At 74.5% G+C, this 19,696-nt stretch carries 19 protein-coding genes; 15 read left to right on the forward strand and 4 right to left on the reverse strand.

Annotated features, from left to right (window positions below):
* Window positions 1-199: 199 nt before the first annotated feature.
* From mihF to metK, 5 genes are all read left to right on the forward strand, one after another.
* Window positions 200-517 carry an integration host factor, actinobacterial type gene (mihF, locus tag LZG04_RS08600; protein WP_033427832.1) on the forward strand — a complete coding sequence of 106 codons (318 nt, stop codon included), beginning with the start codon at window positions 200-202 and terminating at the stop codon, window positions 515-517.
* Window positions 514-1,113 (forward strand): guanylate kinase, encoded by a 600-nt coding sequence (gmk, locus tag LZG04_RS08605; protein WP_233814998.1) that lies wholly within the window; start codon window positions 514-516, stop codon window positions 1,111-1,113. Before mihF ends, gmk begins: the two co-directional genes overlap by 4 nt.
* A 64-nt stretch (window positions 1,114-1,177) precedes the next feature.
* Window positions 1,178-1,456 carry a DNA-directed RNA polymerase subunit omega gene (gene rpoZ / locus LZG04_RS08610; RefSeq protein WP_053721631.1) on the forward strand — a complete coding sequence of 93 codons (279 nt, stop codon included), beginning with the start codon at window positions 1,178-1,180 and terminating at the stop codon, window positions 1,454-1,456.
* Window positions 1,453-2,691, forward strand: coding sequence for a bifunctional phosphopantothenoylcysteine decarboxylase/phosphopantothenate--cysteine ligase CoaBC (gene coaBC / locus LZG04_RS08615; RefSeq protein WP_233815000.1), 1,239 nt, complete (start codon window positions 1,453-1,455; stop codon window positions 2,689-2,691). The genes rpoZ and coaBC overlap by 4 nt, the downstream gene beginning before the upstream one ends.
* A 63-nt stretch (window positions 2,692-2,754) precedes the next feature.
* A complete protein-coding gene (gene metK, locus LZG04_RS08620) occupies window positions 2,755-3,957 on the forward strand; it encodes a methionine adenosyltransferase (RefSeq protein ID WP_233815002.1) in 1,203 nt (400 codons plus the stop codon).
* A gap of 569 nt (window positions 3,958-4,526) precedes the next feature.
* Here the strand turns inward: metK and LZG04_RS08625 are convergent.
* Window positions 4,527-4,688 carry a hypothetical protein gene (locus LZG04_RS08625; RefSeq protein ID WP_233815004.1) on the reverse strand — a complete coding sequence of 54 codons (162 nt, stop codon included), beginning with the start codon at window positions 4,686-4,688 and terminating at the stop codon, window positions 4,527-4,529.
* 68 nt (window positions 4,689-4,756) lie between these two features.
* Between LZG04_RS08625 and LZG04_RS08630 the strand changes: the two genes are divergently transcribed.
* The gene (locus LZG04_RS08630) at window positions 4,757-6,742 is read left to right on the forward strand and encodes a primosomal protein N' (RefSeq protein WP_233815006.1); all 1,986 of its coding nucleotides are present in this window, start codon (window positions 4,757-4,759) and stop codon (window positions 6,740-6,742) included.
* A 65-nt stretch (window positions 6,743-6,807) separates the two neighbouring features.
* Window positions 6,808-8,589, forward strand: coding sequence for a gamma-glutamyltransferase (gene ggt / locus LZG04_RS08635; RefSeq protein WP_233815008.1), 1,782 nt, complete (start codon window positions 6,808-6,810; stop codon window positions 8,587-8,589).
* A 53-nt stretch (window positions 8,590-8,642) separates the two neighbouring features.
* Here ggt and LZG04_RS08640 read toward each other — a convergent pair whose 3' ends face one another.
* Both LZG04_RS08640 and LZG04_RS08645 read right to left on the reverse strand, forming a co-directional pair.
* Window positions 8,643-9,839, reverse strand: a complete 1,197-nt coding sequence (locus LZG04_RS08640; protein ID WP_233815010.1) for a hypothetical protein — start codon at window positions 9,837-9,839, stop codon at window positions 8,643-8,645.
* Entirely contained in the window at window positions 9,836-10,411 is a 576-nt protein-coding gene (locus tag LZG04_RS08645; protein ID WP_233815012.1) for an RNA polymerase sigma factor, read from the reverse strand. The genes LZG04_RS08640 and LZG04_RS08645 overlap by 4 nt, the downstream gene beginning before the upstream one ends.
* A gap of 139 nt (window positions 10,412-10,550) precedes the next feature.
* Here LZG04_RS08645 and LZG04_RS08650 point away from each other — a divergent pair, with 139 nt between their 5' ends.
* The 6 genes from LZG04_RS08650 (at window position 10,551) to LZG04_RS41555 (ending at window position 17,035) form a co-directional block, all read left to right on the forward strand.
* Complete coding sequence (locus tag LZG04_RS08650; protein WP_233815014.1) at window positions 10,551-10,703, forward strand: hypothetical protein; 153 nt, start codon at window positions 10,551-10,553, stop codon at window positions 10,701-10,703.
* A gap of 46 nt (window positions 10,704-10,749) precedes the next feature.
* Window positions 10,750-11,292: a peptide deformylase gene (gene def / locus LZG04_RS08655; RefSeq protein ID WP_233815016.1), complete on the forward strand. Its 543-nt coding sequence runs from the start codon at window positions 10,750-10,752 to the stop codon at window positions 11,290-11,292.
* Between the two features lie 168 nt (window positions 11,293-11,460).
* The gene (gene fmt / locus LZG04_RS08660) at window positions 11,461-12,390 is read left to right on the forward strand and encodes a methionyl-tRNA formyltransferase (protein ID WP_233815018.1); all 930 of its coding nucleotides are present in this window, start codon (window positions 11,461-11,463) and stop codon (window positions 12,388-12,390) included.
* On the forward strand, window positions 12,387-13,814 hold the full coding sequence (locus LZG04_RS08665; protein ID WP_233815020.1) for an RsmB/NOP family class I SAM-dependent RNA methyltransferase: 1,428 nt from the start codon (window positions 12,387-12,389) through the stop codon (window positions 13,812-13,814). Before fmt ends, LZG04_RS08665 begins: the two co-directional genes overlap by 4 nt.
* Complete coding sequence (locus tag LZG04_RS08670) at window positions 13,811-14,362, forward strand: flavoprotein (RefSeq protein WP_233815022.1); 552 nt, start codon at window positions 13,811-13,813, stop codon at window positions 14,360-14,362. The genes LZG04_RS08665 and LZG04_RS08670 overlap by 4 nt, the downstream gene beginning before the upstream one ends.
* A 36-nt stretch (window positions 14,363-14,398) precedes the next feature.
* Window positions 14,399-17,035, forward strand: coding sequence for a LuxR C-terminal-related transcriptional regulator (locus LZG04_RS41555; RefSeq protein WP_308199009.1), 2,637 nt, complete (start codon window positions 14,399-14,401; stop codon window positions 17,033-17,035).
* 192 nt (window positions 17,036-17,227) lie between these two features.
* On the opposite strand, the gene LZG04_RS08680 is transcribed toward LZG04_RS41555, so the two are convergent.
* Entirely contained in the window at window positions 17,228-17,866 is a 639-nt protein-coding gene (locus LZG04_RS08680) for an SDR family NAD(P)-dependent oxidoreductase (RefSeq protein WP_233815024.1), read from the reverse strand.
* A 167-nt stretch (window positions 17,867-18,033) separates the two neighbouring features.
* Here LZG04_RS08680 and rpe point away from each other — a divergent pair, with 167 nt between their 5' ends.
* Complete coding sequence (gene rpe, locus LZG04_RS08685; protein WP_233815184.1) at window positions 18,034-18,684, forward strand: ribulose-phosphate 3-epimerase; 651 nt, start codon at window positions 18,034-18,036, stop codon at window positions 18,682-18,684.
* 14 nt (window positions 18,685-18,698) lie between these two features.
* Window positions 18,699-19,694, forward strand: coding sequence for a bifunctional diaminohydroxyphosphoribosylaminopyrimidine deaminase/5-amino-6-(5-phosphoribosylamino)uracil reductase RibD (gene ribD, locus LZG04_RS08690; RefSeq protein ID WP_233815186.1), 996 nt, complete (start codon window positions 18,699-18,701; stop codon window positions 19,692-19,694).
* The last annotated feature ends 2 nt before the right edge of the window (window positions 19,695-19,696 follow it).

A 19,696-nucleotide genomic window follows, 5' to 3' on the forward strand; every position in this document is an offset into this window, starting at 1 on the left:
CACACCTGGCGTGCGCAGGGCGTTACCGGTGGCGGTGATGGGCCTGTTGGAGGGTGTTGGTACTACTACCACCCGCCGCGACCACTCCAGCGCTGACAAAGATTCACCTGACTGGGACCCACGTTGTACCCAGGCAATTGCGCTCGGTACGGTCGCGGCACCGATCCAGAATTGAAATTCCCACACCACGGAGGAAATCGTGGCCCTTCCCCAGCTTACCGAGGAGCAGCGGGCCGCAGCGCTGGAGAAGGCTGCTGCCGCTCGTCGCGCTCGGGCTGAGCTCAAGGAGCGCCTCAAGCGTGGCGGCACGACCCTGACGGACGTGCTGAAGGCCGCCGAGAGCGACGAGGTCCTTGGCAAGATGAAGGTGTCCGCGCTGCTCGAGGCGCTTCCGGGCGTCGGCAAGGTGCGTGCGCAGCAGATCATGGAGCGCCTTGAGATCGCTCCGTCCCGTCGGCTGCGCGGCCTGGGTGAGCGGCAGCGCAAGGCGCTGCTCACCGAGTTCAGCGGCGAGTGAGTGATGGCACCGGGGTGGGGTCGGGCGTTCGCGCCCGGCCCCGCCTCACCGTTCTGTCCGGGCCCTCCGGCGTCGGCAAGTCCAGCGTGCTGGCCGAGCTGCGCCGGATGGGGCCGGAGATCCACTTCAGCGTCTCGGTGACCACGCGGAAACCGAGGCCGGGCGAGGTCGACGGGGTGCACTACCACTTCGTCGACGCCGCCGAGTTCCGCGAGATGGTCGCCCGGGGCGAGTTCCTGGAGCACGCCGAGTTCGCGGGCAACTGCTACGGCACGCCCAAGGCGCCCGTCGAGCGGGCCCTGGCGTCCGGCACGCCGTCGTTGCTGGAGATCGAGCTGCAAGGGGCCAGGCAGGTCCGGGTCGCGATGCCGGAGGCCCAGCTCGTCATGCTGGCCCCGCCGTCGTGGGAGGACCTGGTCGGCCGGCTGACCGGCCGCGGCACCGAGGACCCCGCCGTCGTGGCCCGCCGGCTGGAGATCGCCAGGGAGGAACTGGCGGCCGAGCCGGAGTTCGACGAGGTCGTGGTGAACGACGACGTGCGGTCGGCCGCCGCGAGCTTGCTAAACTTGGTGGTCGGCCCGGCGCCCGACGCGTGACACGCGTGTCGCGAGGCGCGGGACGACCGGCAGACCCACCCCTGAACCGCAGGAGCGTTGACGAGTGACCACGCACACCGAGCTGGGCCCGCTCTCGGGTACTCCGGAGGGCATCACCAACCCCCCGATCGACGACCTCTTGGAGCAGGTCAGCTCGAAGTACGCGCTGGTGATCTACGCGGCCAAGCGGGCGCGCCAGATCAACGACTACTACGCGCAGCTCGGTGAGGGCCTGCTCGAGTACGTCGGCCCGCTGGTCGAGCCGGGCCCGCGCGAGAAGCCGCTGTCGATCGCGCTCCGGGAGATCCACGCGGGTCTCCTCGAGCACACCGAGGGCGAGTGACCGAGGCCGTCGCCGCCCCCGACCGCCCCACCGTGATCCTCGGGGTGGGCGGGGGCATCGCCGCGTACAAGGCGTGCGAGGTGCTGCGCCGGCTCACCGAGTCCGGCCACGCCGTGCGCGTCGTGCCCACGGACGGCGCGCTGAAGTTCGTCGGCGCGGCCACGTTCGAGGCGCTGTCCGGCCAACCCGTGCAGACCGGGGTGTTCGAGGACGTCCCCTCGGTGCCGCACGTGAAGCTGGGGCAGAACGCCGACCTGGTCGTCGTCGCGCCCGCCACGGCGAACCTGATCGCCAAGGCCGCCCACGGCCTGGCCGACGACCTGCTCACCAACACGCTGCTGACCGCGCGCTGCCCCGTGCTGCTCGTCCCGGCGATGCACACCGAGATGTGGGAGCACCCGGCCACCCGGGCGAACGTGGCGCTGCTGCGCTCGCGCGGCGTGGTCGTGGCCGAACCCGCCAGCGGCAGGCTGACCGGCAAGGACACCGGCAAGGGCAGGCTGCCCGAGCCCGCCGAGATCGTCGAGCTGGCCCGGTTGCTGCTGGCGCGCCCCGACGCGCTGCCGCGCGACCTGGAGGGCGTGCACGTCGCCGTGTCCGCGGGCGGCACGCGCGAGCCGCTGGACCCCGTGCGCTTCCTGGGCAACCGCTCGTCCGGCCGGCAGGGCTACGCGCTGGCCCGGGTCGCCGCCCAGCGCGGCGCGCGGGTGACGCTGGTCGCCGCGCACACCGCGGACCTGGTCGCGCCCGCCGGGGTGGACGTGGTGCGCGTCGGCTCCGCGCTGGAGCTGCGTGACGCGATGCACACCGTCGCCGCCACGGCGCAGGTCGTGGTGATGGCCGCCGCCGTGGCCGACTTCCGGCCGGTGGACCTGGCCGAGCACAAGATCAAGAAGACCGACCGCGACCCCGACCCGGTCGCGCTCACCCGCAACCCGGACATCCTGGCCGAGCTGGTCGCCGCCCGGCGCCCGGGCCAGGTCGTGGTGGGTTTCGCCGCCGAGACCGGCGACCCCGCGACGAGCGTGCTGGAGTACGGTCGCGCGAAGCTCAAGCGCAAGGGTTGTGACTGGCTCGTCGTCAACGCCGTCGGCGACGGCCGCGCGTTCGAGGTCGAGGACAACGCGGGCTGGCTGTTGTCCGCCGACGGCGCCGAGACCCCGATCCCGCTGGGCTCGAAGGCCCGGTTGGCGTCCGCGATGTGGGACGCCGTAGCTCCGACGGTCGAACGTTGACGCTCGCGCCCGGCCCCTCAGTAAGCTCTAAGTCATTCGCAGATCGGACAGTTAGGGAGTGTCGTGAGCCAGCACAGCAGCAGGCTGTTCACCAGTGAGTCGGTGACCGAAGGGCACCCGGACAAGATCTGCGACGCCATCAGCGACTCGATCCTCGACGCTCTGCTGGCGAAGGATCCGCGCTCGCGCGTCGCGGTGGAGACGATGGTCACCACTGGTCAGGTGCACGTGGCCGGTGAGGTGACCACCGAGGCGTACGCCGACATCCCGTCCATCGTGCGGGACAAGATCGTGGAGATCGGCTACGACTCCTCGGCCAAGGGCTTCGACGGCTACTCGTGCGGCGTGAACGTCGCCATCGGTTCCCAGTCGCCCGACATCGCGCAGGGCGTGGACACGGCGTTCGAGAAGCGGGTCGAGGGCACCGAGGACGAGATCGCCAAGCAGGGCGCGGGCGACCAGGGCCTGATGTTCGGCTACGCCTGCACCGACACCCCCGAACTCATGCCGTTGCCGATCGCGTTGGCGCACCGCCTGTCCCGGCGGCTGACCGCGGTCCGCAAGGACGGCACGGTGCCGTACCTGCGCCCCGACGGCAAGACCCAGGTGACCATCGAGTACGCGGGTGACCAGCCGGTGCGCCTGGACACCGTCGTGGTGTCGACGCAGCACGCGGACGGCATCGACCTGGAGAAGCTGCTCGGCGTCGACATCCGCCAGCACGTGGTGGCCCCCGAGATCGAGGCGCTCGGCCTGGACGCCACCGACGTGCGGCTGCTGGTCAACCCGACCGGCCGGTTCGTCATCGGCGGCCCGATGGGTGACGCGGGCCTGACCGGCCGCAAGATCATCGTCGACACCTACGGCGGCATGGCCCGCCACGGCGGCGGCGCGTTCTCGGGCAAGGACCCGTCGAAGGTGGACCGCTCCGCCGCGTACGCGATGCGCTGGGTGGCGAAGAACGCCGTGGCCGCCGGCCTGGCCACGCGCATCGAGGTCCAGGTGGCGTACGCGATCGGCAAGGCCGCCCCGGTGGGTCTGTTCGTGGAGACCTTCGGCACCGAGACCGTCGACCCGACCAAGATCCAGCAGGCGATCAGCGAGGTCTTCGACCTGCGCCCGGCCGCGATCATCCGCGACCTGGACCTGCTGCGCCCGATCTACTCCCCGACCGCCGCGTACGGCCACTTCGGCCGCACGGACATCGACCTGCCGTGGGAGAACACCGACCGCGCCGACGCCCTGCGCGCGGCCGCCGGCGCCTGACCGCCGCGCAGTTCCGCTGGACGAACGCGAAGCAGGGGTCCCCGCCCGGGGACCCCTGCTTTTCCCTTCTGTCGTCGACCCGAGCCCTGGTGAGCCGGTCGCTCGGTCCGGGCTCAGACGAGCGCCGGCCCCAGGGCGGTGAGCAGGCTTCGGGTTCGGTTCATCGGTCTCTCCTCCGTGGTCGTTCGACCTGGGGCGGACGTCGTCGACCGCACGGAGGGCAGCGTCGGGGTCCGTTCGTGTGAACGGCCGGCGAAGTTCCTGCGCTGCCCTGGTCAGGGCGCCATCCCTGGACCGCGCTCGCCTGGGCCTGGAGCAACGCAAAAGACCACCACCAGGCCCTCGACCACGCCACCCGGGGCCTGGGCCACCTCGACAATCCCCGTCGAGGAAGCCCTGTCGCGCTGCCTCGCCGCCTGCTACGCCGCCCTGGCCGGCGACTGCGCGCCGGCGTCCACGCACGGCGAGGTCGGGCTCGCCCAGTGCGCCGAGCTCGGCCTCCGCGAAGGCGGGGCCGCGTTGCTGAACGCGATGGGCTACCTCAGCCACCACCACCGGGCGATCCGCCACTACGGCGCGGTGATCGCCGCGCACCGCGCTATGGGCGACACCGGGAACAGGGGCGCGACGCCGACCGGGTCCGCCGGCAGCTCGACGCGCTGGTCGAGGAGGCGGCGATCACCCGGACGTGATCTTGCTCGGGTCGAACGGTTGTTCGATACTGGGGTCATGACTGCACGGTGCGCGGTACGGGGCCGGGGTGCGGGTGGCCGTCCCGGTCTCTGGTAGACCTCCACCCGTGGCGGGCAAGGCGACTACCAGGCGCGGCGAGCGGGTTCCCGCCGCCGGGCTGCCGGTTGCCCGCGTGTGCGTCGACGTGCCGCTGGCGCACCTCGACCGGCCGTTCGACTACCAGGTCTCCACCGAGCAGGACGCCGACGCCGTGCCCGGCTGTCGGGTGCGGGTGCGGTTCGCGGGGCAGTTGGTGGACGGCTACCTGCTGGAACGCGCCGAGTCGTCGGAGTACGGGCGGAAGCTGACGTTCCTGGACCGGGTGATCTCGCCGGAGCCGGTGCTGTCGCCGGAGGTGGCGGAGCTGGCGCGGGCGGTGGCCGACCGGTACGCGGGGTCGTTGATCGACGTGCTGCGGATGGCGATCCCGCCCCGGCACGCGCGGGTGGAGGCGAAGCCGTCGCCGGAGCCCGTGCCGCCGCCCGAGCCGCCGTCGGACGAGGGCTGGGCGCGGTACCCGTTCGGGCCGAACCTGCTGGACGCGCTGCGGTCCGGTCGGGCCGCGCGGGCGGTGTGGCAGGCGCTGCCCGCCGAGGACTGGCCCGCCCGGCTGGCCGAGGCGGCGGCGTCGATGGCGAGCACGGGCCGGGGCGCGCTGGTGGTCGTGCCCGACCACCGCGACCTGGCCCGGTTGCAGCGGGCGTGCGCGGCGCTGGTGGGGGAGGCGGGCGTGGTGACGCTGTCGGCCGACCTCGGGCCGTCCGAGCGGTACAAGCGGTGGCTGGCCGTGCGGCGCGGGTCGGTGCGGGTGGTGCTGGGCACGCGCGGCGCGGCCTTCGCGCCGGTGCGCGACCTCGGGCTGGTCGCGGTCTGGGACGACGGCGACGACCTGCACGCCGAGCCGCGCATGCCGTACCCGAACGTGCGGGACGTGCTGGTGCAGCGCGCGCACCTGACCGGCGCGTCGTTGCTGGTCGGCGGCTTCGCCCGGACCGCCGAGGCGCAGCTGCTGGTGGACAGCGGGTGGGCGCACGAGGTGGTCGCGGCCCGCGACGTGCTGCGGGCCGTGGCGCCGCGGGTGGCGGCCGTGGGCGAGAGCGAGTGGCAGGAGGTCAAGGATCCGGCGGCGAGGTCGGCCCGGCTGCCGTCGATCGCGTTCGACGCGGCGCGGGCCGCGCTGGCGGCGGACACGCCGGTGCTCATCCAGGTGCCGCGGCGCGGCTACGTGCCCGCGCTGGCGTGCGGCCAGTGCCGGTCACCGGCCCGTTGCCGCCGGTGTGCCGGTCCGCTGGCCCTGCCGGGCGGCACGCAGGACGGCGTGCCGCGACCCGCGTACTGCCGGTGGTGCGGTGCGACGGAGGCCGCGTACCGCTGCCCGAACTGCGGTTCGCGTCGGCTGCGCGGCCAGGTGATCGGCGCGCGCCGCACGGCCGAGGAGCTGGGGCGCGCGTTCAGCGGGGTGCCGGTGCGCACGTCCGGCGGTGACGAGGTGCTGGCCGACGTGCCGGGCGGTCGGTCGCTGGTGGTGGCCACGCCGGGCGCGGAGCCGCTCGCGCGGGGCGGGTACGGCGCGGCCCTGCTGCTGGACGGCTGGGCGCTGTTGGGCCGGGCCGACCTGCGGGCGGCGGAGGAGACGCTGCGCCGGTGGATGACGGCGGCCGCCCTGGTGCACGAGGCCGGGCGGGTGGTCGTGGTCGCGGACTCGTCGTTGGCGCCGGTGCAGGCGCTGGTCCGGTGGGACCCGGTGTGGCACGCGCGGCAGGAGTTGGCCGCGCGGGCCGAGCTGGGGTTCCCGCCCGCGGTGCGGATGGCGACCGTGGACGGCGCGCCGGACGCGCTGGCCGGCGTGCTGGAGGAGCTGCACCTGCCGCCGACGGGGGAGGTGCTGGGCCCGGTGCCGTTGTCGGAGGACAAGGAACGCGCGCTGGTCCGGGTGTCCCGGGCGGAGGGCCGCGCGCTGGCCACGGTGCTGGCCGAGGTGCTGGCCGTGCGCAGCGCCCGCAAGGAGCCGGACGTGGTGCGGGTCAAGCTCGACCCCCTCGAAGTCCTCTGACGCCGACCCGACACGGCGACTCCCGGGTGGTTCTGCTTTCCGCCGGGGTGGAGTAGAAGGGAACGATGCTCCGGTCGACTGTCACCAGCGTCCTCGCATCACTCCTCGTCGCACCACTCCTGCCCGCCGCCGCTTCCGCCGCCGAGGCGCCGCCGCGCGTGCCCGAAGCCGTCGGGTTCGGCGGCGTGGTCTCCAGCATCGACCCCGACGCCTCGCAGATCGGCGTCGACGTGCTGCGCCGCGGCGGCAACGCGGTGGACGCGGCGGTCGCCGTGGCGGCCGCGCTGGGCGTCACCGACCCGTTCTCGGCCGGCATCGGCGGCGGCGGGTTCTTCGTGCACTACGACGCCCGCACGCACCGCGTGTCCACTGTGGACGGCCGGGAGACCGCGCCCGCCTCGGCGAAGCCGGACCGGTTCGTGGAGGACGGCGTCGCGATCCCGTTCGCCGAAGCCGTGACCAGCGGGTTGTCGGTGGGCGTGCCCGGCACCCCGCGCACGTGGCAGCAGGCGCTGCGCCAGTGGGGCACCTGGTCGCTGGACCAGGCCGTGCGGCCCGCCGAGGAGCTGGCCCGGCGCGGCTTCACCGTCGACGCCACCTTCCACCGGCAGGTCGGCGACAACGCCGCCCGGTTCGCCGACTTCAGCTCGACCAGCGCGCTGTACCTGCCCGGCGGCGCGCCGCCCGCGGTCGGCAGCACGTTCCGCAACCCCGACCTCGCCGACACCTACCGCGAGCTGCGGCGGCACGGCGTGTCGGCGTTCTACCGGGGCGAGGTGGGCCGCGACCTGGTGGCCGCGGTCCGGCAGCCGCCGGTGGTGGCCGGCACGACCCGCAAGGTCCGGCCCGGTGACCTGACCGAGGCCGACCTGGCCCGGTACGAGGCGCCGTTGCGGGAGCCCACGCGGGTGCGGTACCGCGACTACGACGTGGTCGGCATGGCCCCGCCGTCCTCCGGCGGCACGACCGCCGGCGAGGCGTTGAACATCCTGGAGACCACCGACCTGGGCGCCGAGACCCCGGTCCAGTACCTGCACCGGTTCCTGGAGGCGAGCCGGCTGTCGTTCGCCGACCGCAACCGCTGGGTGGGCGACCCGGCGTTCGTCGACGTCCCGACCCGGGAACTGCTCTCGCAGCGGTTCGCCGACAGCCGCGCCTGCCTGATCTCCCCGACCGCCGCGATGACGGGCCCGGTCGCGCCGGGCGACCCGCGCGACCCGAAGCCGTGCGCGGCCACCGGGGAACCGGCCGCCACGCCGTACGAGGGCACCGACACCACGCACCTCACGGTGGCCGACCGCTGGGGCAACGTGGTCGCCTACACGCTGACCATCGAGCAGGAGGGCGGCAGCGGGATCGTGGTGCCCGGCCGCGGGTTCCTGCTCAACAACGAGCTGACCGACTTCTCGTTCACCCCGGTCACGCCGGGCGTGCCCGACCCGAACCTGCCCGGCCCCGGCAAGCGGCCCCGCTCGTCCATGACGCCGACGATCGTGCTCCAGCACGGCAAGCCGGTGCTGGCGCTGGGCTCGCCCGGCGGCGCGAGCATCATCACCACCGTCCTCCAGGTGCTGACGCAGCGGCTGGACCGCGGCACGCCGCTGGTGCAGGCCATCGCCGCACCGCGGGCGTCCCAGCGCAACGCCGCCACGACCCAGGCCGAGGCCGCGTTCCTGGCGAGCCCGGAAGCCGAGCCGCTGCGCGCGTTGGGGCACCGGTTCACCTCGACCGCCGAGATCGGCGCGGTCACCGCGGTCGAACGCCTGCCCGACGGCCGGTGGCGCGCGGCGGCGGAGACGTCCCGGCGCGGTGGCGGCGCGGCCCGGGCGGTGTGGCCCACCCGGTGACGTGGGGGTGCGGTCCCACCCGCCCCCTCGGTCGGGTGGGACCACACCGGTCCTCAGCCCAGCGCCACGGTCTCGACCAGCCGGCCCTCGCGGTCGAACGCGCTCAGCTGGAAGCCCTGGTCGAGGGGGTTCGAGCGCAGCGGGGGCTGGTGGTCCAGGCGGACGGCGAACGTGCCGTCGCGCACGGCGGCCGGGACCGTCCGGCCCTGCGGGTCGGTGACCTCGACGCCGCCCACCCGCGCCGCGTCGACCGTGCCGGCCAGCAGCACGTGGGCGCCGTCCGGTTCCGCCTCGCTGCCGGTCACGAGGTGGACCTCGAACGACGAGCCGCGCCGCGGCGACGCGTCCCGCTCGTAGGCCCGGAACGCCAAGCCGTCGCGGAACTGGCAGTACGCCGTCGTCCCGGCCTGGTCGTGGATCGCCAGCAAGGCGTCGGCCGCGGGCCCCGAGAACGCGCCGGGGCGCCACCTCAGCGGGTCACCCACCCACGTCGCGCCGTCGCGCAGGACCCGGTCCAGGCACCGGGCCACGTCCGGGTCGCCCGGGGGCAGCTCCTCCCACGACGTCGACCACTCCGGGCCGGGCAGCCCGTCCGGCTCCAGCCCCGCCGTGACCGGTCCGGCCGGCGTGGCGAACACCACCGACATCCCCGGGTCGGTGTACGGCGTCACGAACAGGTCGCCGACCAGCGAGACCGGCATGGGCTCCCGGCCGGTCCGCTCGCCGGAGGTCGACCGCACCTGGCGGGTCCCGGCCGGCACCCGGCCGATGAGCACACCGCTGCCGGAACGCCACAGCACCGACGCCGCGCCGCCCGCGAACCCGACCGGGCCCACCTCGGGGTTGTTCCGGGAGACGGTCGTGTGGGTGAGCTCGCAGAACCGGTCGTCGGTGGCCACGAGCACCCGGCGGCCGGCCAGGCCGAGCGTGAACCGCACGTCCGCCGCGCCGAACCCGCACCGCGCCGCGTCGTCCGGGGTCGCGCCGGGCGAGACGGCGGTCACCGGCGAGCCGTCGGCGTTCGGCCGGGTCGTGGTCGACGCGGGGGGCGCGACGGCGTCCCTGCCGCCCCCGGTCGACTGCACGACGACCGCCCCTCCGGCGACGAGCAGGGCGACGGCCGCGGCGGCGGCCAGCGGCACGCGCGCCGCCTCACCGCCCAGCACCCGGCGGCGCAACCGTTCCCGCACGTCAGGCGGCATCGGTCGCCGAGGCGGCAGGCCCGGCGTGATCATCTCCGGCTGGTTCATCGCTCCTCCGCGGCACGCAGTCGGGCGCGGGCCCGCGAGATCCGCGAGCGCACGCTCACCTCGGCGACACCGAGCACCTCGGCCGCCTCGGCGGTGGACAGCTCACCCAGCAGCACCAGTTCCACGGCCTCCCGCTCGGCCCTCGGCAACGACGCCACCACCTTCAGGACCCGGCGCAACGCGCGGTCGTCGTCCACCGAGGCGATGACGCTCTCGGCGTGGTCGGGTACCACGTCGTCGTCGGGCACCCGGCGCAGCGCCCGCCGGAACCGGCCGAGCCGGCGGAACTCGGTGCGCGCGAGGTTGCCCGCCACGGTGTAGAGCCACGGCAGGGCGCTGTCGCGCACCAGGGTGATGTCGGACCGGCGTCGCCACGCGGCGAGGAACGTGGCGGAGGTGAGGTCCTCGGCGAGCGACCACGACGCCGTCAGCCGGTAGGCGTGGTTCCACACCGCCTCGGCGTGCCGGTCGAACAGCGCGGCGAACGCCTGCTTGTCGCCGCGCGCCCACAGCTCCGCGTCGGTGCCCCGCACCTGTGCCGCCCCCTGCCGACCCGATGTCGCAGCAGTCATGCCAGTAGGTAGCCGCGGCTGCCCCCGCGTTGCAGTCGACCTCATCCCGCGGGATGAGACCGGTCCGCTACCACGAGCGGACGCCCGCCGACGTCCTCCCGGCGCACGCTGGAGGCACGCGACGAGCTGAGGAGCGGACATGACCACGATCACCATGACAGCCACGACCGGCGCGGTCACCAGGCCGGTGGCCGGCGCGGCGGTCCCCGTGCTGACGGCGGCCCGCTTCCTGGGGCACTTCCTGGCCGCGCTGGTCGGCGTCACCTTCCTCGGCCGTGACCTGGAGCACTGACCGCTCTTTCGTAGACTGGAACCTCCCCAGGCTTCGAGGAGTGCGCGTGACCGTCCAACCGATCCGGCTGTTCGGCGACCCGGTGCTGCGGACGCCCGCCGTCGAGGTCACCGACTTCGACGCGGAGCTGCGCAAGCTGGTCAAGGACCTGTGGGACACCATGAGCGACGCGGGCGGCGCCGGCTTGGCCGCGCCGCAGCTGGGCGTCGGTCTGCGGGTGTTCACCTACCACTGCGACGGCTTCGCCGGTCACCTGGTCAACCCGACGTTCGACGTGGTCGGGGAGGAGGAGCAGGACGGCCCGGAGGGCTGCCTGTCCATCCCGGGCCTGTCGTGGGACTGCCGCCGGCACCGGCACGTGGTGGCCAGGGGCTGGAACATGCACGGCGAGCCGATCGAGGTCGAGGGCACGGACCTGCTGGCGCGCTGCATCCAGCACGAGACCGACCACCTCGACGGCGTGCTGTTCCTCGACCGGCTGGACGAGCGGACCCGCAAGGAGGCCATGCGGGCGATCCGGCAGCAGTCGTGGTTCGACGGCGGCGTGCCGACGATCAAGCAGTCACCGCACCCCCTGTTCGGTGTCTGATCGCCGCCGCCACGCGGGCGGCGGTGAGGTCGCCCGCGAGCTGGGGTGAAGGCGCTCTTCTAGACTTGCGCCCTGCGGTCGCGCGGCAGATGCGAGGAGAGTGCGTGTTCGTCCAGGAAACCAGGCCGTCCCGGTGGAGTCCCGACGTGCGTTGCGGGGGGATCTGACATGCGGCTGGTCTTCGCGGGCACGCCCGAGGTCGCGCTGCCGTCGTTGCGGGCGTTGGTGGAGTCCGACCGGCACGAGGTCGTGGCCGTGGTGACCCGGCCCGACGCGCCGGCCGGGCGTGGCCGCCGGGTGGAGCGCTCACCGGTCGCGGCGCTGGCCGACGAGCGCGGCATCGAGGTGCTGACGCCCGCCAAGGCGTCCGACCCGGTGTTCCAGGCGCGGCTCAAGGAGCTGGAGCCCGACCTGTGCCCGGTGGTGGCCTACGGCGCGCTGCTGCCCGAGTCCGCGCTGGCGATCCCGCGCCACGGCTGGGTGAACCTGCACTTCTCGGTGCTGCCGGCGTGGCGCGGCGCGGCACCGGTGCAGGCGTCGGTGCGGCACGGCGACGACATCACCGGCGCGACCACGTTCCGCATCGTCAAGGAGCTGGACGCCGGACCGGTGTACGGCGTGGTGACCGAACGGGTGCGTGAGCGGGACACGGCCGGTGAGCTGCTCGGCAGGCTCGCCGAGTCCGGCGCGCGGCTGCTGTTGTCCACTGTGGACGGCATCGCGGACGGCTCGCTGCGGGCCGTGGAGCAGCCCGAGGAGGGCGTGAGCTACGCGCCGAAGGTGACCGTGGACGACGCCCGGCTGGACTTCGGCACGCCCGCCGTCGCGATCGACCGGGTGGCCCGCGCGGTGACGCCGGAGCCCGGCGCGTGGGCGGAGTTCCGCGGCGAACGGCTCAAGCTCGGCCCGGTGACGCCGGTCGAGGCGCAGGAGCCGCTCGCGCCCGGCGAGATCCGGGTGGAGCGCAAGCGCGTGCTCGTCGGCACGGCCACCGACCCGGTGGCGCTGGGCGACGTGCAGGCACAGGGCAAGAAGCGGATGGCGGCGACCGACTGGGCGCGCGGCGCCCGGATCGAGGCGGGGGAACGGATTTCATGACCCAGAGGTCTTCGCGTCCATCCCGCCCGCAGCGCGCGCACCCGCCGCGCGGGCGCACCGGCCCGGCCCGGCCGCCGGTGGAGGACCCGGCGCGGCAGGCCGCGTTGGACACCCTGCGCGCCGTGCGGCAGCGCGACGCCTACGCCAACCTGGTGCTGCCGGGGATCCTGCGCGAACGTCGGATCACCGGACGTGACGCGGCGCTGGCGACCGAGCTGACCTACGGGTCGCTGCGGGCGCAGGGACTGCTGGACGCGGTGCTGGCCGCGTGCACCGACCGGCCGTTGTCCGAAGTGGACGGCGCGGTGCTCGACGCGCTGCGGCTGGGCGCCTACCAGCTGCTGCGCACGCGCATCCCGGCGCACGCGGCGGTCGCCTCGACGGTGGACCTGGTGCGCGCCGACCGCGGGTCGGGCGCGGCGGGCTTCGCCAACGCGGTGCTGCGCCGCGTCACGGGCCAGGACGAGGCCGCCTGGGTCGAGGAGGTCGCGCCGGACGAGGACACCGACCCGATCGGGTACGTGGCCATGGCCAACGCGCACCCGCGGTGGATCGCGCAGGCGTTCGCGGAGGCGCTGGGCAGCCGGGGCGAGCCGTTGCGGGACGCGCTGGCGGCCGACGACACGCGGCCGGCCGTGCACCTGGCGGCCCGGCCCGGCGAGTGCAGCGCCGACGAGCTGGCCGCGATGACCGGCGGCGAAGTGGCCCCGTACTCGCCGTACGGGGTGCACCTGGACGCCGGCGCGGGCGACCCGGGCGACCTCGACGCGGTGCGCGAGCGGCTGGCGGCGGTGCAGGACGAGGGCAGCCAGTTGTGCGCGGTGGCGTTGACGCGGGTGCCGGTCGAGGGCCGGGACGAGCGGTGGCTGGACCTGTGCGCGGGGCCCGGTGGCAAGGCCGTGCTGCTGGGGTCGCTGGCCCGGCTGTCCGGCGCGTCGATGGACGCGGTCGAGAAGGCGCCGCACCGCGCCGACCTGATCCGCAAGGCCGCCGGTGACCTGCCGATCACCGTGCACGTGGCCGACGGGCGCGAGTCCGGGCTGGAGGAAGGCGGGTTCGACCGGGTGCTGGTCGACGCGCCGTGCACCGGGCTGGGCGCGTTGCGGCGGCGGCCGGAGGCGCGGTGGCGGCGGCAGCCGTCGGACGTGGCCCCGCTGGCGCGGTTGCAGCGCGAGCTGCTGACGGCGGCGTTGACGCTGGTCCGGCCCGGTGGCGTGGTGGCGTACGTGGTGTGCTCGCCGCACCTGTCGGAGACCGTGGGCGTGGTGGCGGACGTGGCGCGGCGGACCGGGGCCGAGTGGGTGGACGCGCGCGAGTTCTTCCCCGGCGTGCCCGACCTGGGCGACGGTCCGCAGGTGCAGTTGTGGCCGCACAAGCACGGGACGGACGCGATGTTCTGCGCGGTGCTGCGGCGGCCCGCGTGAGCGGTGCGGTCGAGGGCGGCGCGCGGGTGCTGGGTGTCGTCGCGGCTGCCGCCGGCGGGGTCGAGCGGTGGTTCGTGGACGGGCTCGCCCGACCCCTGGCCGAGCGGGGGTGGCGGTTGGCGATCACGTTCACCCCCTCGGCGGCCCGGTGGTTGGAACCGCAGGTGCCCGCCCTGGCGGCCCTGACGGACCTGCCGGTGCGGTGGACGTCCCGGCTGCCGACCGAGCCCAAGCCCCATCCCGTGCCGGACGCGTTCGTGTTCGCGCCGGCCACGGCGAACTCGCTGGCCAAGCTCGCGCTGGGGATGGCCGACAACCAGGCGCTCACCGTGTTGTGCGAGGCGTTGGGCCGCCGCACGCCGATGGTGGTGGTGCCGCAGCTGTCCGCCGACCAGGCGGCGCACCCCGCGTTCGACGGCCACTTGGCGGTGTTGCGTTCCGCCGGAGTGGTGCTCGCGGCCGATCACGAGTCGGTGATGCGTGAACTGGATCGGGTGGCACCACTCGTCGCATTAGGTGAAAATCGCGGTAACGGCGCAACCGGCTGAATTGACAGCCAGTCGAGACGCGTAGCAGTCTTGATTGTGTCGAAATTGTACGGCCGGGATCGTGAATGGGCTTCGGTTCTCCGCTTCCTGTCCACGCCCGGTGGCCTGCTGGCCATCGACGGCCCGCCGTGCTCCGGAAAGACCTCCCTGCTGCGCGAGGCGGTCGTCGCCGCCCGCGACCGCGGCCATGCCGTCCTGGTCGTGCCCGGTGGGGAGCTGGCCGCCTCGCCCGCGGTGGCGCAGGCACTCGATCGGGTGGAGGGCGATCGGGTGCCGCGGCTCGTCGCCGTCGACCAGGCGCACCAGGACCCGGCGGCGCTGGTGGAGCTGCTGCGGTGGGCGGAGGCGACGGGTGATCCGCTCGTCTCGGTCGTGGTGGCGTTGTGCGGCGACCTCGCCGGCGCCGAGGCGCGGCAGGCGTTGGCGCGAGGTGAGGTGCTCGCGCTCGGCCCCCTCGACGACGACGCGGTCGCGCGGATGGTCACCGACCTGGTGGACGCGACACCGCACCCGGACCTGCTGGCGTTCACGGCGGGCGCGGGCGGCAACCCCCGGCTGGTCGTGGAACTCGTCGCCGGGTTGCGCGAAGAAGGACGGCTCGACGTCGTCGACGGCGTGGCCCGGCCGCGTGGCGGGTGGCTGCCGCGCCGCGTCGGGGTCGTGGTGCGCGGTCAGGTCGAGGCGATGTCGGCCAAGGCGACGCAGGTGCTGCGGGTCGCGGCGGTGATCGGCCGGTCGTTCCTGCTGCGGGACGTGGCCGCGATGATGAACGAGACCACCGGCGCGTTGCTGCTCGCCGTGGACGAGGTGCTGGCCTCCGGGCTGGTGGGGTGCGGCGGCGAGCGGCTGGAGTTCGGGTCGGACCTCGTGTGGCGGGCGGTGGTGGACTCGATGCCCGGTTCGGTGCGGCACGCCCTGCGGCACGACGCCGACGTGCTGCGGGCGAGGTCCGCCGAGGTGCGTGGAGCGCCGGCGAGGTCGGTGGAGCGGGTGGAGGAGAGCGGGCAGGAGCCGGGTGCGGTCGGCGGGCAGGCGCGGGGTGCGGTCGCGGTCGACGGGCAGGAGCAGGGCGCGGTCGCGGTCGGCGCGCAGGAGCAGGGCGCGGTAGCGGTCGGTCGGGTGCGGGCGTTGGCGGCGAACGGGAAGCTCGGTTCCGCCATCGCGTCGGCCCGGCAGAGCCTGGCGGTCGGCGTGCCCGCCGGCGCGGCCGCGGAGCTGCACGTGGTGCTGGCCGGGATCCTGCTGGCGGACGGTCGGCCCGCCGACGCGGCGTCCGAGCTGGACCACGTGCTGACCTCGCCGGGCGTGCCCGGGCCGCTGCGCCGGCTGGCCGGGGCGGGGCGGCTGCTGTCGCTGTACTTCGCCACCGGCAGCCGGGCGGGCGCGCACGCGTTGTCGGTCCTGACGACCCGGGACCGCGAGCCCGCGGACGCGGACGTGGTGATGGCGGCGACCGTCCATTCCTGCCTGGAATGGAGCGCGGGACGGATCGCCGAGGGCATGTACTGGGGCCGTCAGTCGACCCGCTGGGAGCTGGACCGGCCGACGGCGTGGTGGCAGTCGCAGTCGGCGGTGTCGTACGCGTTGAAGCTCGCGGCGCTGGGCGAGTTCGAGGCGGCCGAGCGGTGCGTGCGCGACGGCGTGGAGTGCGACGACGAGGCCGTGCGGGCCGGTGCGCCGACGGCGCGCACGATCGCCCGGGCCAGGGTGCTGGTGCAGGCCGGGAAGTTGGCGCAGGCGCTGGCGGCCGCGCGGCGCGGGCTGTCGACCGCGCGGGACCGGGGGCTGCGGATCCTGGTGCCGCTCGCGTCGACCGTGGTGGCGACGGTGGCGTTGCACCGCGGCGAGGTCGCGGCGGCGGCCGAGCACGTGCGGCGGTACCGGGCCGACCTGGCGGCGGGCGAGGCGGTGCTGCACTCCGGGCAGTACGACTGGGTGGAGCTGCTGCTCGCGCACGCCCGGGGTGGGGCGGAGCGGGCGGTGGAGCTGGCACGGGACCGGGTGGGCGACGCGGGCGCGGTGCTGCGGATCCTGATCGAGGAGCCGGGCGCGGCGGCGTGGCTGGTGCGGCAGGCGTTGGCGGCGGGGGACGGCGGGCTGGCGCGGGACGCGGTCGGCGCGGCGGAGCGGTTGGCCGCGGAGAACCCCGGGTTCGAGGTGGTGTCGGTGGCGGCCGGGCACGCGCGGGCGTTGCTGGACCGGGACGCGCAGCGGTTGCTGGAGGTGGCGCGGCGGCACCGGCACCCGTGGGCGCAGGCGAACGCGAACGAGGACCTCGCCGCGGTGCTGGCCGAGGCCGGTCACGTGGAGCGGGCTTCGGCGCACACGGCGGTGGCGTCGCGGATCTTCGAGCGGATGGGGGCGGAGGGGGAGCTGGCGCGGTTACAGGGGGGTGATGGCGGGGACGGTGGGGGTGAGGCGGGGGTTGAGGGGTGGCGGGTGTTGTCGCGGGCGGAGCGGGACATCGCCCGGTTGGTGGGGGCGGGGTTGACGAACCGGCAGGTGGCGAAGCAGTTGTTCCTGTCGCCGCACACGGTGAACTACCACCTGCGCGGGATCTTCCGGAAGCTCGGGATCAGCTCGCGGGTGGAGCTGGCGCGGGTGGCGCACGAGCAAGAGGGGACGCACGAGCAGGAGGGGGCGCAGGAAGGCGCCGGCGTGTCCCCCACCTGACCCCCACCTCCCGCGCGTGTCCTACCTCCAGAACGCGAGAGTCCTACGTTCAGAACGCGAGAGTCCTACGTTCGGGACCCCCGAGTTGAACGCTCAGGTGCGGTGGGTGCGGGTCCGGGGGGTGTAGGTCCGGGGGAGAGTCCGGCTCGGTGGGCTGGTTCCCGGTCCGTTGTGGGTGGTGGGTGGCTGTGGTCAAGCGCTGACGGCGTTGGGGTGGGGTGTGGGGTCGGTGAGGAGGAACTTGACCTCGTCGGTGACGCGGTGGGGGTCGGTGGGGGCGACGACGGCGCAGTGGACGCCGTGGGGGGAGACTTCGACGGCCAGGCACTCGGTGTAGGTGATGGCGGCGGCTCGTGACGCTGCGTAGGCGGCCATTCCCGATCTCGGGACGGCGACCGCGTGGGCCGGGACCATGATGATCGTGCCCCGGGACCGGTCGACCATCCTGGTGGCGACGGCTCGGGAGATGTTGAACACGCCGTTGACGTTGACGGCGAAGCTGTGCGTCCAGTCGGCGTCGGTGATCGACAGGACCGGGCCCGGGCGCAGGGCGCTCGCGGTGGCGACCAGGGCGTCGATCGGGCCGAACTCGCGTTCCACCTGGTCCACGAGGGCGTCCACGGCGGCGCTGGACGTGACGTCGATCTGCCTGCCCGCGATCCGCAGTCCTCGGGCGTGGAGGCGTTCGACCAGGTCGGCGAGTCTCGCGCCGTCGCTGTCGACGGCCACGACCAGCGCCCCCTGCCCGGCCAGCGACTCGACCACCTCGGCCCCGAGCGGTGAGCACGCCCCGGTGATCAGTGCGATCTTGTGACGGAATTCGGCATTCATCCCCAGTGCTCCCCAGTTGCTGCTCCCCCGGTGTGAACGTAATGGCCGGCACACGGCTAGGGAACTACCCGCGTGAGTAGTCGGAAAAGCAGGGGGCGAAATGGGCCGCCCGGGCAGGTCCGGGCAATCGCCGAAGCCTAGACTCGGCACCCGTGGTCCACCAGCCGATGATCGCCCCGAGCATCCTGTCCGCCGATTTCGCCCGACTCGCCGACGAGGCCGCCGCCGTGGCGTCGGCCGACTGGCTGCACGTGGACGTCATGGACGCGCACTTCGTGCCCAACCTGACCATCGGCTTGCCGGTGGTGAAGTCACTGCGCAAGGCGACCGACCTGCCGCTGGACTGCCACCTGATGATCGACGACCCCGACCGCTGGGCCATCGGGTACGCGGAGGCCGGCGCGTACAACGTCACGGTGCACGTGGAGGCGGCGCGGGATCCGGTGGCGTTGGCGAAGGACCTGCGCGCGGCGGGGGCGAAGGCGGGGTTGTCGTTGAAGCCGGGCACGCCGCTGGAGCCCTACGTGGACGTGCTGAAGCACTACGACACGTTGCTGGTCATGTCGGTGGAGCCGGGGTTCGGAGGGCAGTCGTTCATGGCCGAGGTGCTGGACAAGGTGCGTGCGGCGCGGCGGTTGGTCGACACCGGGCACCTGCGGTTGGTGGTCGAGATCGACGGTGGCATCAACGAGGACACGATCGAGCAGGCGGCGCGGGCGGGGGTCGACTGCTTCGTGGCCGGGTCCGCCGTGTACGACGCGGCCGATCCCGGTGCCGCGCTGGAGCGGTTGCGCGAGCAGGCGGCGCGGGCCCGGTGAACGTCGACGAGGCGATGGCGCTGGCCGTCGCGGCGAGTGAGCGGGTGCGCGGCACGACCAGCCCGAACCCGCCGGTCGGGTGCGTGATCCTGGACGCGGGCGGTGAGCTGGTCGGTGAGGGTGCCACCCGGCCGCCCGGTGGGGCGCACGCCGAGGTCGTGGCGTTGGGGCGGGCGGGGGAGCGGGCTCGCGGCGGGACGGCCGTGGTGACGTTGGAGCCCTGCGCCCACCACGGGCGGACGCCGCCGTGCACCGGGGCGTTGCTCGACGCGGGCGTGGCGCGGGTGGTGTACGCGGTGGCGGACCCGAACCCCAAGGCGGCCGGTGGGGCCGAGGTGCTCAGGGCGGCCGGGGTGCGGGTCGAGGGCGGTTTGTCGGGCGAGGAGGTGCGGCGGGGGCCGTTGCGGGCGTGGTTGCACTTCGCGCGGACCGGGCGACCCCACGTGACCTGGAAGTACGCCGCCAGCCTCGACGGGCGGGTGGCGGCGGGCGACGGCACGAGCCGGTGGATCAGCTCGCCGCAGTCGCGGGCGGAGGTGCACGAGTTCCGGGCCAGGGTGGACGCGATCGTGGTCGGCACGGGAACGGTTCGCACCGATGATCCCCGATTGACCGCGCGGGCGGCGCGTCCGGGGCAGGATGGGGTCAGGCAGCCGTTGCGGGTCGTGGTCGGGAAGAGCGACCTGCCGCCGGGTGCCCGTGTGCTGGACGACGAGGCGGAGACGATGCACCTGCGGACGCACGACCCGGACGTGGTGCTCGGCGCGCTGGCCGCGCGGGGCGTGGTCGACGTGCTGCTGGAGGGCGGGCCCACCCTGGCGGGCGCGTTCACCGCGGCCGGCCGCGTGGACCGCGTGCTCGCCTACCTCGCCCCGAAGTTCCTGGGTGACGGTCCGCAGGCCCTGCGGGACGCGGGGGTGTCGACCGTCACCGACGCTGTGGGATTGGTCGTGGAGCAGGTCAGTATGTGCGGGCCGGACGTGCGGGTCTCCGCAGTCCCCGCGCGTTGAGG

The organism is Saccharothrix sp. S26, assembly GCF_021390395.1.
Classification (GTDB): Bacteria; Actinomycetota; Actinomycetes; order Mycobacteriales; family Pseudonocardiaceae; genus Actinosynnema.

Excerpts from the sequence above, each read along its gene's own strand:
- LZG04_RS08625 (WP_233815004.1), bottom strand. The coding sequence starts at position 4,688 with ATGACCCCAGTATCGAACAACCGTTCGACCCGAGCAAGATCACGTCCG.
- ggt (WP_233815008.1), top strand. The coding sequence starts at position 6,808 with ATGCTCCGGTCGACTGTCACCAGCGTCCTCGCATCACTCCTCGTCGCA.
- LZG04_RS08640 (WP_233815010.1), bottom strand. The coding sequence starts at position 9,839 with ATGAACCAGCCGGAGATGATCACGCCGGGCCTGCCGCCTCGGCGACCG.
- LZG04_RS08645 (WP_233815012.1), bottom strand. The coding sequence starts at position 10,411 with ATGACTGCTGCGACATCGGGTCGGCAGGGGGCGGCACAGGTGCGGGGC.
- LZG04_RS08650 (WP_233815014.1), top strand. The coding sequence starts at position 10,551 with ATGACCACGATCACCATGACAGCCACGACCGGCGCGGTCACCAGGCCG.
- fmt (WP_233815018.1), top strand. The coding sequence starts at position 11,461 with ATGCGGCTGGTCTTCGCGGGCACGCCCGAGGTCGCGCTGCCGTCGTTG.
- LZG04_RS08665 (WP_233815020.1), top strand. The coding sequence starts at position 12,387 with ATGACCCAGAGGTCTTCGCGTCCATCCCGCCCGCAGCGCGCGCACCCG.
- LZG04_RS08680 (WP_233815024.1), bottom strand. The coding sequence starts at position 17,866 with ATGAATGCCGAATTCCGTCACAAGATCGCACTGATCACCGGGGCGTGC.
- rpe (WP_233815184.1), top strand. The coding sequence starts at position 18,034 with ATGATCGCCCCGAGCATCCTGTCCGCCGATTTCGCCCGACTCGCCGAC.
- ribD (WP_233815186.1), top strand. The coding sequence starts at position 18,699 with ATGGCGCTGGCCGTCGCGGCGAGTGAGCGGGTGCGCGGCACGACCAGC.